This is a genomic window from Pseudomonas sp. GM33 (genome assembly GCF_000282295.1).
GTDB classification, from domain to species: domain Bacteria; phylum Pseudomonadota; class Gammaproteobacteria; order Pseudomonadales; family Pseudomonadaceae; genus Aquipseudomonas; species Aquipseudomonas laurylsulfatiphila.
This window is the reverse complement of sequence record NZ_AKJO01000137.1, coordinates 41957-55660: the sequence shown is the minus strand read 5'-3', so window position 1 is coordinate 55660 and position 13704 is coordinate 41957. Positions and strand designations below refer to the sequence as shown.

Sequence of the window (13704 nt, the reverse complement as noted above, 5' to 3'; positions counted from 1 at the left end):
GCCGGGTTGCCCACTGCGCAGAACCTCCACTCGGCCTCACGAGGGGGCGTACACCGCAACAGCGTCCGAGGCGGCCTACCGGCCGGCCTGGTTCTGATGCAAGCGCATTCCCCTGTAGGAGCTGTCGAGTGCAACGAGGCTGCGATCTTTTGGAGGTGATACATCCACAAAATTTCAGTCGGCTGTCGGGCCGCCATCGCGAGCAAGCTCGCTCCCACAGAAAAGCAAAGACAGAGCGGCATACACAGACGCTCTTCACCACTCAACAGGCCGAGCGTTAGCTCGCCTGCCGCTCTTGATCTTGATCCACCCGCCCCCTCGGAAGGCTGAGTGGGTGAGTCATACCAGCGAGACTTTTTGGTTCCTTTTGTGTCGTTTGACAAAAGGGACTCGCCGTAAGGGCGAAACCGCCAGCCGCCGCTACCGCAGAAACGGATATGCACACCCCCTCAAAGAACACCCCTCCCCAAAGCGATACAAAAAACAAATACGACACGTCATTTTGTGTTTGATATTAAATTCTGTATCGCTTATAAAGTCCCCATGCCCCAGAACAGATTCAAGGCGGGAACTCAAAAATGTACGCACAGCTCGTAGAAACAGGCGTAAAGCGCATCAAGGACCTCTCGGAAATGTCCGAACAGGAACGCGCCTTCCAGGAAAAAATCGATTCAGAAATCAAGATCGAAGCCAAGAACTGGATGCCAGATGCCTACCGCCAGACCCTGATCCGGCAGATCTCCCAGCACGCCCACTCCGAAATCGTCGGCATGCTGCCCGAAGGCAACTGGGTCACCCGCGCGCCGTCGCTCAAACGCAAACTGCAACTGATGGCCAAGATCCAGGACGAAGCCGGCCACGGCCTGTACCTGTACAGCGCCATGGAAACCCTCGGCGCCGACCGTGATGAAGAGATCGCCAAACTGCACAGCGGCAAGGCCAAGTACTCGAGCATCTTCAATTACCCGACGCTGAACTGGGCCGACATGGGCGCGGTGGGCTGGCTGGTGGATGGCGCGGCGATCGTCAACCAGGTGGTGCTGCAGCGCACCTCCTACGGCCCGTACTCCCGGGCGATGATCCGCATCTGCAAGGAAGAGAGCTTCCACCAGCGCCAGGGCTACGAAATCCTCCTGACCATGATGCGCCACGGTAACCAGGCGCAAAAAGACATGGTCCAGGACGCGATCAACCGCCTGTGGTGGCCGTCGCTGATGATGTTTGGCCCGAGCGATGAACATTCGCCGAACAGCGCGCAATCCATGGCCTGGAAGATCAAGCGCCAGAGCAACGACGAACTGCGCCAGCGCTTCATCGACCAGACCATCCCGCAGCTGGAACTGCTGGGCTGCACCTGCCCCGACCCGGACCTGAAGTGGAACGCCGAGCGCGGCCACTACGACTTCGGCGAAATCCAGTGGAACGAATTCTACGAAGTGCTCAAGGGCAACGGCCCGTGCAACCAGGAACGCGTCGCCGCCCGCCGCAAGGCGATCGAAGACGGTGCCTGGGTTCGCGAAGCCGCCGTCGCCCACGCCCGCAAAAAACAAAACAAGAACGCCGCCTAAGACAACCGTACCCCCTGTAGGAGCTCGCTCGCGATGGTCGTCAACGTTAACGTTGGTTGCCTGACACCCCGCGGTGCTCACGGGTACATCGCGAGCAAGCTCGCTCCTACAGAGCCTCTATGTGGAGTAACTGAAATGTCCGAGTGGACCCTCTTCGAAGTCTTCGTGCGCAGCAAGCACGGCCTGAACCACAAGCACGTCGGCAGCGTGCATGCCGCCGACACCACCATGGCCATCGAAAACGCGCGCGAGCTCTACACCCGTCGCAGCGAAGGCGTGAGCCTGTGGGTGGTGCCTTCGGCATTGATCACCGCCTCGTCGCCGGATGAAAAAGACCCGCTGTTCGACCCGTCGGACGACAAGGTCTACCGCCACGCCAGCTTCTACGAGCTGCCGGCCGAAGTCGGGCACATGTGAGGTCGACCATGGACAACAAGACTGATCTGATCGAATACCTGCTGCGCCTCGGCGACAGCGCCCTGATCCAGGGCCAGCGCCTGTGCCAGTGGTGCGGCAAGGCACCGGCACTGGAAGAAGAGCTGGCACTGATGAACGTCGGCCTCGACCTGGTAGGCCAGGCGCGCAACTGGCTGGAATACGCCGCCGAACTGCTGGACGACGGCCGTGACGCCGATCACCTGGCGTTCCGTCGTGACGAGCGCGCTTACCGTAATCTGCTGCTGGTGGAACAACCCAACGGCGACTTCGCGGTGACCATGCTCAAGCAGTTCCTCTACGACGCCTGGCACTTGCCGGTGCTGCAGGGCCTGAGCCAGTCCAGCGACGAACGCGTCGCCGGGATCGCCGCCAAGGCGGTGAAGGAAGTGACCTATCACCTGCGCCGCTCCGGCGAGTGGATCGAGCGTCTGGGCGACGGCACCGAGGAAAGCCACAAGCGCATGCTCGCGGCCATCCCTGAAGTCTGGCGTTTCACCGTCGAACTGATCGCCGCCGATGACAGCGAGCAGCGCCTGTGCGACGCCGGCATCACCCCGGACATCGCCAGCGTGGCCGCCCAGTGGCAAGCCAAAGTCGAGCAGATCTTCGCCAGCGCCACACTGCCCGTTCCCGCCGCGCCTAGCTATTTCTACCTGAATGCCCGCAAGGGCCTGCACAGCGAACACCTGGGCATCCTGCTGGCCGAGATGCAGTGCCTGCCACGAGCGTACCCCGATGCAACCTGGTGAGCTGATCGCCAGCGACCTTGGCGCCCGGCCGGCGGGGCCGACCGACCTGGCCGCCGCGTGGGCGATTCTGGCTGAGGTCATGGACCCGGAAGTGCCGGTGGTCAGCGTGGTTGACCTGGGCATCGTCCGCGACCTGGACTGGCAGGCCGGCCACCTTCACGTGGTGGTCACGCCGACCTACTCCGGCTGCCCGGCCACCGAAGTGATCGAGAGCGATATCCGTGAAGCCCTGGAACTCGCCGGGTTCAAGGCGCCGCAGCTTGAGCGCAAATTGACTCCGGCCTGGACCACCGACTGGATCAGCGCCAGCGGCCGTGAACGCCTGCGCGCCTACGGCATCGCACCGCCCGAGGGCAGCACCAGCAAGCGCAGCCTGCTCGGCGAAAGCCCGCAGGTTATGTGCCCGCAATGCGGCAGCGCCCACACCGAGGTCCTCAGCGAGTTCGGCTCCACCGCCTGCAAGGCGCTGTACCGCTGCGTCGATTGCCGGGAACCGTTCGACTATTTCAAGTGCATCTGAGCGGCGAATCGGCCGTCCCAGCTGGAGAACAACAATGAGCAAATTTCACAGCCTGACCATCAAGGACGTGCGCGCCGAGACCCGTGACGCGGTGTCCATCGCCTTCGAGATTCCGCAGCACCTGCAAGACAGCTTTCATTTCACCCAGGGCCAGCACCTGGTGATGCGCACCCAACTGGACGGCGAAGAAGTACGCCGCTCCTATTCGATCTGCACCGGGGTCAACGACGGTGAACTGCGTATCGCGGTCAAGCGTGTGGCCGGTGGACGCTTTTCGGCGTTTGCCAACGAACAGCTCAAGGCCGGGCACACCCTGGAAGTGATGCCGCCTGCCGGGCATTTCTGCGTCGAGCTCGACCCGGCTCGCCACGGCAATTACCTGGCCGTGGCCGCGGGCAGCGGGATCACGCCGATCCTGTCGATCATCAAGACCACCCTGGAAACCGAACCCCACAGCCGCGTGACCCTGCTGTACGGCAACCGCTCCAGCTCCGGCGCGCTGTTCCGTGAGCAACTGGAAGACCTGAAGAACCGCTATTTGCAACGCCTGAACCTGATCTTCGTGTTCAGCCGCGAGCAGCAGGACGTCGACCTGTACAACGGCCGGATCAACGCCGAGAAGTGCGAGCAGCTGTTCACCCGCTGGCTCGACGTCAAGGCGCTCGATGCGGCGTTTATCTGCGGCCCGCAGGAAATGACCGAGACCGTGCGCGACAGCCTCAAGGCCGAGGGCATGCCAGCCGAGCGCATCCATTTCGAACTGTTTGCCGCCGCCGGCAGTGAGCAAAAACGTGCGGCCCGCGAAGCCGCCCGTCAAGTGGACGCGGCGGTCAGCCAGATCACCGTGATCAGCGACGGCCGCGCCCTGGCCTTCGACCTGCCGCGCAACAGCCAGAGCATCCTCGACGCCGGTAACGAGCAAGGTGCGGAATTGCCCTACTCGTGCAAGGCCGGCGTGTGCTCGACCTGCAAGTGCAAGGTCATCGAAGGCGAAGTGGAAATGGACAGCAACCACGCCCTGGAAGACTACGAAGTGGCCGCCGGCTATGTGCTGTCGTGCCAGGCGTTCCCGATCAGCGACAAGGTGGTGCTGGATTTCGATCAGCTCTGATCGGCCCGCACCGCCCCCCTGTAGGAGCGAGCTTGCTCGCGATGGTCGTGAACGATGACGCGGGTTGCCTGATACCCCGCGGCGATCTCAGGTTCATCGCGAGCAGGCTCGCTCCTACAGAGGTCACGCCGTACTTGCTTCACCACCCAAAACAAAAACAACAAAGGAGCGCGCGTCATGACACCCCAGGAAATAGAACTCATCCGCCAGCACCCGGATTTCATCCAGCTGGTTCGTCGCAAACAGAAGCTGTACTGGTCACTGAGCCTGGCCATGCTGGTGATCTATTACGGCTTCGTGCTGCTGGTGGCTTTCTCCCCTTCTACCCTCGGCCAATCCCTGAGCGGCGGCGTGACCACCGTGGGCATGCTGGTGGGTGTCGTGATCGTCGGGCTGGCCTTTGCGCTGACCGGTTTCTATGTCTATCGCGCCAACAACGTGATCGATCCTTTGAATGAAAAACTCAAGCAGGAGTGCGCCCGATGAGCCGCCTTCTCGCCTTGTTCCTGCTGCCGCTGGCGGTGGTCACTGATATCGCGGTGGCTGCCGATGGCGTCTCCCGCCCGCTGAACTGGAACGCCATCGGCATGTTCCTGGTGTTCGTCCTGTTCACCCTCGGTGTGACGCGCTGGGCGGCGCTTCGCACCCGCTCCGCCGCCGACTTCTACACCGCCGGCGGCGGCATGACCGGTTTCCAGAACGGCCTGGCGATTGCCGGCGACATGATCTCGGCCGCCTCGTTCCTCGGCATTTCCGCGATGATGTTCCTCAATGGCTACGACGGTCTGCTTTACGCATTGGGCGTGCTGGCCGGCTGGCCGATCATCCTGTTCCTGATTGCCGAACGCCTGCGCAACCTGGGCAAATACACCTTTGCCGACGTGGTGTCCTATCGCCTGGAACAGACCCCGGTGCGCCTGACCTCGGCCTTCGGCACCCTGACCGTGGCGCTGATGTACCTGGTGGCGCAGATGGTCGGCGCCGGCAAGCTGATCGAGTTGCTGTTCGGCATCGACTACCTCTATGCGGTGATGCTGGTCGGCGTGCTGATGGTGTTCTACGTCACCTTCGGCGGCATGCTCGCCACCACCTGGGTGCAGATCATCAAGGCGGTGATGCTGTTGTTCGGCACCAGCTTCATGGCGTTCATGGTGCTCAAGCACTTCGGCTTCAGCACCGAGGCCATGTTTGCCGGCGCCACCGCCGTACATGCCAAAGGCAACGCGATCATGGCCCCCGGCGGCTTGCTGTCCAACCCGGTCGATGCGATTTCCTTAGGGCTGGGCATGATGTTCGGCACCGCCGGCCTGCCGCATATCCTGATGCGTTTCTTCACCGTCAGCGATGCCAAGGAAGCGCGTAAAAGCGTGTTCTACGCCACCGGTTTCATCGGCTACTTCTACTTGCTGCTGATCATCGTCGGCTTCGGCGCCATCGTCATGGTCGGCACCGATCCGGCGTTCCGCGACGCCAGTGGCGCGATCATCGGCGGCGGCAACATGATCGCCGTACACCTGGCCCAGGCGGTAGGCGGCAACCTGTTCCTCGGTTTCATCTCGGCGGTCGCCTTCGCCACCATTCTGGCGGTGGTTGCCGGGCTGGCACTGTCCGGTGCCTCGGCGGTGTCCCATGACCTGTATGCCTGCGTGATGCGCAAGGGCCAGGCCACTGAACAACAGGAAATGCGCGTATCGCGAATCGCCACCCTGTGCATCGGTGTGCTGGCGATCATCCTCGGCCTGCTGTTCGAGTCGCAGAACATTGCCTTCCTCTCGGGCCTGGTGCTGGCCATCGCCGCGTCGGTGAATTTCCCGGTGCTGTTCCTCTCGATGTACTGGAAAGGCCTGACCACCCGCGGCGCAGTCCTCGGCAGTCTGTCCGGCCTGGTCTCGGCGATTGTCCTGCTGGTGCTGAGCCCGGCGGTGTGGGTCAACGTGATGCATCACGACAAAGCGCTGTTCCCGTACTCCAACCCGGCGCTGTTTTCCATGAGCCTGGCGTTCTTCAGTGCATGGCTGTTTTCCGTCACCGACACCTCGCCCCGTGCAGCCCTTGAGCGCGGTCGTTATCTGGCGCAGTTCATCCGTTCGATGACCGGCATCGGTGCCACCGGCGCCAGCAAACACTGAATATTGCCAGGGAATAAAAATAATGAAGCCCGCACGTAACGCACCTCGTGAATCGCTGTTTTCGCTGGCCGCCGCATTAAGCCTGCCCATGTTCGCCCCCAGCGCCATGGCCGACTTCATCGGCGACAGCAAGGCCCGCATCGATATGCGCAACTACTACATCAACCGCGACTTCCGTCAGCACAACGCGCCGCAATCCAGGGCCGAGGAATGGGCCCAGGGTTTCACGGCGCGTGTCGAATCCGGATTCACCGACGGCACCTTCGGTTTCGGTCTCGACGCATTGGGAGAGTTGGGGCTGAAGCTCGACTCCAGCCCGGATCGCCGTGGCACCGGGCTGCTGCCGTTTGGCCCGCAGAGCCATGAGCCCGACGACGAGTACAGCGAACTGGGCCTGACCGGCAAATTGAAAGTATCCAAAAGCGTGTTGAAACTCGGCACCTTGCAGCCCTTGTTGCCCGTGGCGACTTACAACGACACGCGCCTGCTGGGTTCGACCTTTGAAGGTGGCTTGCTGACCAGCCAGGAAATCGACGGCCTGACGGTGAATGCCGGACGCCTGACCAAGGCCAACCTGCGGGACTCCTCCAGCAACGATGACATCGGCTACGGCGCCGCCACCAGCGATCACTTCGACTTCGGCGGTGGCAGCTACGCGTTCAGTCCACAACTGAACCTGAGCTACTACTACGGCAAGCTCGACCAGATCTATCGCCAGCAATTTGCCGGACTGCTGCATACGCAAGCGCTGGGCAACGGCTTCAACCTGCGCAGCGATGTGCGCTACTTCGACAGCCGGGGCGACGGTGCCGAACGCGCCGGGCGTATCGACAACCGCAACTTCAACAGCATGTTCACGGTGTCCCACGGCGCCCACAAGGTCAGTGCCGCCTACCAGCAACTGTCCGGCGACAGCGCCTTTCCGTTCCTCAACGGCGGTGACCCCTACGTGGTCAACCTGGTGACGTTCAACACCTTTACCCGCGCCGAGGAGGATTCCTGGCAGCTGCGTTACGACTATGACTTCGCGGCGCAAGGCATTCCCGGCCTGACCTTCATGACCCGCTACACCGACGGCCGCCACGTCAAGGCGGGCAGCGTCGACAACGGTCGCGAATGGGAGCGCGACACCGATATCAGCTACGTCATCCAGAGCGGTGTGCTCAAGAACGTCAGCCTGCGCTGGCGCAACGTGACCTTCCGTTCCGGCAACGGCTTGACGACCGACCTCGATGAAAACCGCTTGATCGTCGGCTACACCCTGGCGCTTTGGTAATTCCGAAAGGGCGCGGTCGCGGCCGCGCTTCAACCCTTCATCACCTGGAGCAATCGTGATGTCCTCTTCACCTGCAACTCTGCAAAGCTTCATCGCCGGCCGCTGGATCGGCCAACACGGCGCACAAATCCTGCGCAGCGCCATCGACGGCCATGAAATCTTCCGTACCCATGAAGAACGCCCGGACTTCGCCGAAGCCATCGAGCACGGCCGTCGCCAGGGCATCAGCGGCTTGATGGCGCTGGACTTCCAGCAGCGCGCCCAGCGTCTCAAGGCCCTGGCCCTGTACCTGAGCGAGCGCAAGGAACAGCTCTACGCGATCTCCCACCACAGCGGCGCGACCCGTGCCGACAGCTGGATCGACATCGAGGGCGGCAACAGCACGCTGTTCACCTACGCCAGCCTCGGTTCGCGGGAACTGCCGTCGGGCAACGTCGTCCACGAAGGCCCGGCGCTGCAACTGAGCAAAATGGGCACCTTCGCCGGTACCCACATCCTCGTGCCGCGCGGTGGCGTGGCCGTGCACATCAATGCCTTCAACTTCCCGATCTGGGGCATGCTGGAGAAGTTCGCGCCGAGCTTCCTCGCCGGCATGCCGTGCATCGTCAAACCGGCCAGCGCCACCAGCTACCTGACCGAAGCCGTGGTGCGCCTGATGGATGAATCCGGCCTGCTTCCGGCGGGCAGCCTGCAACTGATCATCGGCGGCACCGGCGACCTGCTCGACCGCCTGCAGGGCCAAGACGTGGTGACCTTCACCGGTTCCGCCGACACGGCGGCCAAGCTGCGGGTCAATCCGAACCTGATCCGCAACTCGGTGCCGTTCACCGCCGAAGCCGACTCGCTGAACTGCGCGATCCTCGCCCCGGACGTGACGCCGGACGACGAAGAGTTCGAGCTGTTCATCAAGGAAGTCGCCCGGGAAATGACCACCAAGGCCGGGCAGAAATGCACCGCCATCCGCCGCGCCATCGTGCCGGCCAAACACATCGACGCCGTCGCTACCCGTCTGCGTGATCGCCTGGCCAAAGTGGTGGTCGGCGACCCGTCGGTGGAAGGCGTGCGCATGGGCGCACTGGCTTCCCACGACCAGCAGAAGGACGTGGCCGAGCGCCTGGAAGCCCTGTTGCAGAGCAGCGACATGCTGTTCGGCGCCCGCGACGGTTTCGAACCGCGCGGTGAACATGTCGACAAAGGCGCGTTCTTCGCCCCGACCCTGTTGCAGGCCCGTGACCCGCATGCCGAGGGCGGTGCCCATGACATCGAAGCGTTCGGCCCGGTCAGCACCCTGATGGCCTACGACGATCTTGACGAAGCCCTGGCCCTGGCCGCGCGCGGCAAAGGCAGCCTGGTGGCCAGCCTGGTGACCAAGGATCCGCAGATCGCTGCCAAGGCGATTCCGGTGGCGGCAGCCTTACACGGGCGCCTGCTGGTGCTGGATCGCCACTGCGCCGGTGAATCCACCGGTCACGGCTCACCGCTGCCACAACTCAAGCACGGCGGCCCGGGCCGCGCCGGCGGCGGTGAAGAACTCGGCGGCCTGCGCGCGGTGAAACACTACCTGCAACGCGCGGCGGTGCAAGGTTCGCCCACCATGCTGGCGGCGGTCACCGGCGAATACGTGCGCGGCGCCAAGGTCGTCGAAACCGACGTGCATCCGTTCCGTCGCCATTTCCAGGACCTGCAGATCGGCGAGTCGCTGCTGACTCACCGCCGCACCGTCACCGAAGCCGACCTGGTGAACTTCGGCTGCCTGTCGGGCGACCACTTCTACATGCACTTCGACGACATCGCGGCCAAGGAATCGCAATTCGGCAAGCGCATCGCCCACGGTTACTTCGTACTGTCGGCAGCAGCCGGATTATTCGTATCCCCCGGCGTCGGCCCGGTGCTGGCCAACTATGGCCTGGACACCCTGCGCTTCATCAACCCGGTGGGCATCGGCGACACCATCCAGGCGCGCCTGACCTGCAAACGCAAGATCGACCAGGGCAAGAAGAGCCCGCAGGGGATTCCGCAAGGGGTGGTGGCGTGGGATGTGGAGGTCACCAACCAGTTGGGTGAGCTGGTGGCGAGTTATGACATTTTGACCCTGGTCGTAAAACGCGAAGACTGACGCAACACCTGTAGGAGCGAGCCTGCTCGCGATGACGGCGGGTCAGTCAACATCAATGATCCTGACAGATCGCTATCGCGAGCAGGCTCGCTCCCACAGGGTTCTGGGTTGGTCGAAAAATCTGAGGTCAACCATTTACAACTGTGGGAGCGAGCTTGCTCGCGATGACGGAGTGTCAGTCAACATCAAGGGTCCTGACAGATCGCCATCGCGAGCAAGCTCGCTCCCACAGGTTATTGGGAAATCTGAAAAGTCAGTGCTTGCGCAACCACTCGATAAACAACGCAAACAACTCCGACTGCGAACCCACCGCCAGCTTCAGGTACAGGTTCTTGCGGTGCATGCGTACGGTTTCCGGCGAGATGTTCATCTGGCTGGCCGTGGACTTCACCGAATGCCCGCGCAGCACCATGTGCGCCACTTCCCGCTCGCGCTCGGTGAGCAGTTCACAACCGAAGTTCTCGAACGCCGCCTGCACGCGATGCTTGAGATCGTCGCGCAGGCCTTGCTCGTCATCACGCTCGATCCCGGCACTGCGCAGCAGTCCACGCTGGCTGAATTCGCTGATGAATTCACGCACCAGCGGTTCGACGGCTCGCAGCAGGTTCAACTGTGCGTCGCTCAGGCATTCACCGCCGAAACCCTGATAGAGGCTGACGGAAATCTTCGTGTCATTGCCGGTATCGACGATGTAGTAGCTGTCTTCCGAACAGCCCGCCTTCAGGTAATAGGATTTGTAATAGTCACTGTCGAAGAAGTTGTCCGGGGCGATTTCCTCCAGGTGATAGAAGCCTTGCGCCAACCCCTGCTCCACCGCCAGGCAGAACGGGTCGAGCAAATAGCCCCCGGAAAAATAGCGCTCAAGAATCGAGACCTGATACTCCTGGGCAATCCCGCGCTGATGCAGCAGCTGTGGTGCGCGGTCCTTGCGCTCCAGGCTGATCATCATCGACTCCACGGACACCAGCTGCGCCAATGCTGACGCCAGGTACTGCAGGGCGTCCGGCTCATCGACATGGGCGAATGCCTCGCGCATTCCCCCATGCCATTTGTGCAACGCCCCGAAGGGCATCGCGATCAGCGTATCGTCGTCTGGTTTGCTCATGCCCCGCAGTCTAGCGGGTGCACAGGCCCTTGGTAATAGCCTGTTCAGCGAGTTCATTGGCCGAAGTACTGGCCGCTCTGCTCAAGCTCGGCCGCCACTTCGAGAATGCATGTACGCAAGGTCTCGACGATCTCATCGACCTGGGCAAACGTCAGGATCAGCGGTGGCGACATCACGTTGAGGTGCATGATCGGCCGCACCAGCAAACCCCGGGCCTGCGCCCGCACGTGGATCTTCTCGCCGATGTTGATCTCGTCGGGGAACAGCGCCTTGGTGTGTTTATCGGCGACGAACTCCACGCAGGCCATGAGTTTCTGGCAGCGCACATCCCCCACCAGCGGCAAGTCGCGCAGGGTGGCCAGGCGCTCTTCCAGATAAGCGCCCACCGTGTCGACATGGGCCAGCAGGTTTTCCCGCTCGATGATTTCGATGTTCTTCAGCGCCGCCGTGCAGCACACCGGGTGGCCGCTGTAGGTGAAGCCGTGGGTGAAGCAGCGGCCCTTGCCGGGCTCGGCGATGACTTTCCAGATGCGCTCGGAAAAGATGCACGCGCCCAGCGGCAGGTAGGCCGAGGTCAGGCCCTTGGCGGTGGTGATGATGTCGGGCTGCACGTCGAACACATCCCGGGAAGCGAAGAACTTGCCGAGGCGCCCGAACGAGGTCACCACCTCGTCGGCGACGAACAGGATGTCGTAGCGCTGGCAGACGTCCCACATGCGCTTGAGGTAGCCCCGGGGCGGAATGATCACTCCGCCCGAGCCCATGATCGGCTCGGCAAAGAAAGCGGCGACCTTGTCCGCGCCGATGGCCAGGATCTTGTCTTCGAACTCCTTGACCAGGAACTCGAGGAACTGTGCCTCGTCCATGCCGTCCGGCGCGCGGTACGGGTTGGGGTTGGAGACGTGGTGGATCAGCGGGTTGGCGTAATCGAACTCCGGCACCCGGTCGGCGGCCTTGTTGCCGATCGACATGGTCAGGGTGGTGGAGCCGTGATAGGCGTTGAACCGGGCGATGACGTGCTTCTTTTCCGGCTTGCCGCGGCAGTTCTGGTAGTACTGGATCAGCCGGTAAGCAGTGTCCACCGCGGTGGAGCCGCCGGTGGTCAGGAACACATGGTCGAGATCGCCGGGAGCCAGGCTGGCGAGTTTTTCGCACAGCTGGATGGCGACGTTGTTCGACATGTCGGAAAACGGATTCGAATAGGCCAGCTGGCGCACCTGGTCGGCGATGGCCTCGGCCATTTCCTCGCGGCCCAGGCCGATGTTGGTGCACCACATGCCGCCCACCGCATCGAGAAAGCGGTTGCCCTGGGTGTCGTAGATGTAGGCGCCATCGCCGGCAACGATGTTCAACGAGCCTTGTTCGGCGTGTTCGTCGAACATGTGGTAGCCGTGCATGTGATGGGCCTTGTCGGCCTTGACCAGCCGGGACTCGTCCGCTGGGGAGAAAACGCTGCGTGTTGGCGTCGCCATAAATAAACCTCTAACCGAAATGACTCACGATCGAACAAATCAGATGCCGCTTTTCACGGTGCTCCAGACCCGGGTAATCGCCCGCATGTCCTTGGCGTCCTGGGTCTTCTGCGGGAACAGGCGCTTGCGGGTCTGTGCATCGGGGTAGATCGCCGGGTTGTCGCGCACTTCGGCGTTCAACAGGGGCGTGGCCGCTGCGTTACTGTTGGCGTAATTGATGTAGTCACTCACATCCGCCATCACCTGCGGCTGCATCAGGTATTCCAGGAATTTGTGCGCATTGGCGACGTGCGTCGCATCGGCCGGGATGTACAGGTTGTCGAACCAGATCAGCGAGCCTTCCTTGGGGATGAAGTACGCCAGGTTGATCTGCTTCCTGGCTTCTGCCGCGCGGGCCATGGCCGTGGCGTAATCGCCGGACCAGGTCATGGCCATGCACACATCGCCGTTGGGCAGGCTGGTCAGGTAATTGACCGAGTCGAATTTGCGGATGTAGGGCCGCACCGACAACAGCAAGTCCTGGGCGGCCTTCAAATCCTCCGGCGCGGCGCTTCTCGGGTCGCGTCCCAGATACGTCAAGGCCATGGGGATGACTTCGGTCGGCGCATCGAGCAGGGTCACGCCACAGTCGGCGAAGCGCGAGACGATCTTCGGATCGAAGATCATCGCCAGCGAACCGATCGGCGCGTCCGGCATGCGTTCCTTGATCTTGTCGACGTTGTAGGTCACGCCGTTGCTGCCCCAGGTGTAGGGCGCCGAGTACTGGGTGCCGGGGTCGTAGCCTTGCAGATCCTCGAGGACTTGCGGGTCGAGGTTGGTCCAGCCCGGCAGCTGTTTTTTGTCCAGCGGCTGGAACACCTTGGCCTTGATCAGGGGTGGCGCGAGTGACGCGTTCAATACGATCAGGTCATAACCGGAATGGCCGGTGAGCAACTTGGCCTGTACCGTTTCATAAGAGTCGAAGGTGTCGTAGACCACCTTGATACCGGTGGCCTTTTCGAAGTCGGCGATGGTTTTTTCACCGATGTAATCCGCCCAGTTGTACAGCCGCAGCGTATTGCTCTCGTCCCCTTGTGCGGCGTAGGCATGAAAGGTCAGCGGTACAACAAACAGACTGGAAATCACCTTAAGCAGTGTCTTGCCCATAGCAAATGCACCTTATAGCGAGTTCGGCTCTGGATGAGCGGATGCCTCCACTATTGGTCGATTGGCCGGGCGGA

The 13704-nt window shown here is 62.2% G+C and carries 12 protein-coding genes; 9 read left to right on the top strand and 3 right to left on the bottom strand.

The genetic code is table 11. From position 1 onward, the window contains the following. Positions 1–578: 578 nt before the first annotated feature. The 9 genes from paaA to paaZ all read left to right on the top strand — a co-directional run bounded on the left by paaA (position 579) and on the right by paaZ (position 9907). Entirely contained in the window at positions 579–1568 is a 990-nt protein-coding gene (paaA, locus tag PMI26_RS06500; RefSeq protein WP_007978015.1) for a 1,2-phenylacetyl-CoA epoxidase subunit PaaA, read from the top strand. Between the two features lie 135 nt (positions 1569–1703). After that, the gene (gene paaB / locus PMI26_RS0129785; protein ID WP_007943393.1) at positions 1704–1985 is read left to right on the top strand and encodes a 1,2-phenylacetyl-CoA epoxidase subunit PaaB; all 282 of its coding nucleotides are present in this window, start codon (positions 1704–1706) and stop codon (positions 1983–1985) included. 8 nt (positions 1986–1993) lie between these two features. Next, positions 1994–2755 (top strand): 1,2-phenylacetyl-CoA epoxidase subunit PaaC, encoded by a 762-nt coding sequence (gene paaC, locus PMI26_RS06505; protein ID WP_007978011.1) that lies wholly within the window; start codon positions 1994–1996, stop codon positions 2753–2755. Continuing rightward, positions 2742–3275 carry a 1,2-phenylacetyl-CoA epoxidase subunit PaaD gene (paaD, locus tag PMI26_RS06510; protein WP_007978010.1) on the top strand — a complete coding sequence of 178 codons (534 nt, stop codon included), beginning with the start codon at positions 2742–2744 and terminating at the stop codon, positions 3273–3275. Before paaC ends, paaD begins: the two co-directional genes overlap by 14 nt. 34 nt (positions 3276–3309) lie before the next feature. Next, positions 3310–4386: a 1,2-phenylacetyl-CoA epoxidase subunit PaaE gene (gene paaE, locus PMI26_RS06515; RefSeq protein WP_007978008.1), complete on the top strand. Its 1077-nt coding sequence runs from the start codon at positions 3310–3312 to the stop codon at positions 4384–4386. Positions 4387–4563: 177 nt separating this feature from the next. Beyond that, the gene (locus tag PMI26_RS06520; RefSeq protein ID WP_007978006.1) at positions 4564–4872 is read left to right on the top strand and encodes a DUF485 domain-containing protein; all 309 of its coding nucleotides are present in this window, start codon (positions 4564–4566) and stop codon (positions 4870–4872) included. Beyond that, complete coding sequence (locus PMI26_RS06525; RefSeq protein ID WP_007978004.1) at positions 4869–6515, top strand: cation acetate symporter; 1647 nt, start codon at positions 4869–4871, stop codon at positions 6513–6515. The genes PMI26_RS06520 and PMI26_RS06525 overlap by 4 nt, the downstream gene beginning before the upstream one ends. A 22-nt stretch (positions 6516–6537) precedes the next feature. Continuing rightward, positions 6538–7791, top strand: coding sequence for an OprD family porin (locus PMI26_RS06530; protein WP_007978003.1), 1254 nt, complete (start codon positions 6538–6540; stop codon positions 7789–7791). 58 nt (positions 7792–7849) lie between these two features. Then, entirely contained in the window at positions 7850–9907 is a 2058-nt protein-coding gene (gene paaZ, locus PMI26_RS06535; RefSeq protein WP_007978001.1) for a phenylacetic acid degradation bifunctional protein PaaZ, read from the top strand. Positions 9908–10160: 253 nt separating this feature from the next. Here the strand turns inward: paaZ and PMI26_RS06540 are convergent, their stop codons facing one another. The 3 genes from PMI26_RS06540 to PMI26_RS06550 are packed head-to-tail and all read right to left on the bottom strand — an operon-like array spanning position 10161 to position 13630. Next, on the bottom strand, positions 10161–11069 hold the full coding sequence (locus tag PMI26_RS06540) for a LuxR C-terminal-related transcriptional regulator (protein WP_007978000.1): 909 nt from the start codon (positions 11067–11069) through the stop codon (positions 10161–10163). Then, positions 11066–12484 (bottom strand): aminotransferase, encoded by a 1419-nt coding sequence (locus PMI26_RS06545; RefSeq protein ID WP_007977998.1) that lies wholly within the window; start codon positions 12482–12484, stop codon positions 11066–11068. Before PMI26_RS06545 ends, PMI26_RS06540 begins: the two co-directional genes overlap by 4 nt. A gap of 39 nt (positions 12485–12523) precedes the next feature. After that, complete coding sequence (locus PMI26_RS06550; protein WP_007977996.1) at positions 12524–13630, bottom strand: polyamine ABC transporter substrate-binding protein; 1107 nt, start codon at positions 13628–13630, stop codon at positions 12524–12526. Positions 13631–13704: the final 74 nt, after the last annotated feature.

Coding starts and splice junctions, on each gene's coding strand:
- paaA (WP_007978015.1), top strand. CDS start 579: ATGTACGCACAGCTCGTAGAAACAGGCGTAAAGCGCATCAAGGACCTC.
- paaB (WP_007943393.1), top strand. CDS start 1,704: ATGTCCGAGTGGACCCTCTTCGAAGTCTTCGTGCGCAGCAAGCACGGC.
- paaC (WP_007978011.1), top strand. CDS start 1,994: ATGGACAACAAGACTGATCTGATCGAATACCTGCTGCGCCTCGGCGAC.
- paaD (WP_007978010.1), top strand. CDS start 2,742: ATGCAACCTGGTGAGCTGATCGCCAGCGACCTTGGCGCCCGGCCGGCG.
- paaE (WP_007978008.1), top strand. CDS start 3,310: ATGAGCAAATTTCACAGCCTGACCATCAAGGACGTGCGCGCCGAGACC.
- PMI26_RS06520 (WP_007978006.1), top strand. CDS start 4,564: ATGACACCCCAGGAAATAGAACTCATCCGCCAGCACCCGGATTTCATC.
- PMI26_RS06525 (WP_007978004.1), top strand. CDS start 4,869: ATGAGCCGCCTTCTCGCCTTGTTCCTGCTGCCGCTGGCGGTGGTCACT.
- PMI26_RS06530 (WP_007978003.1), top strand. CDS start 6,538: ATGAAGCCCGCACGTAACGCACCTCGTGAATCGCTGTTTTCGCTGGCC.
- paaZ (WP_007978001.1), top strand. CDS start 7,850: ATGTCCTCTTCACCTGCAACTCTGCAAAGCTTCATCGCCGGCCGCTGG.
- PMI26_RS06540 (WP_007978000.1), bottom strand. CDS start 11,069: ATGAACTCGCTGAACAGGCTATTACCAAGGGCCTGTGCACCCGCTAGA.
- PMI26_RS06545 (WP_007977998.1), bottom strand. CDS start 12,484: ATGGCGACGCCAACACGCAGCGTTTTCTCCCCAGCGGACGAGTCCCGG.
- PMI26_RS06550 (WP_007977996.1), bottom strand. CDS start 13,630: ATGGGCAAGACACTGCTTAAGGTGATTTCCAGTCTGTTTGTTGTACCG.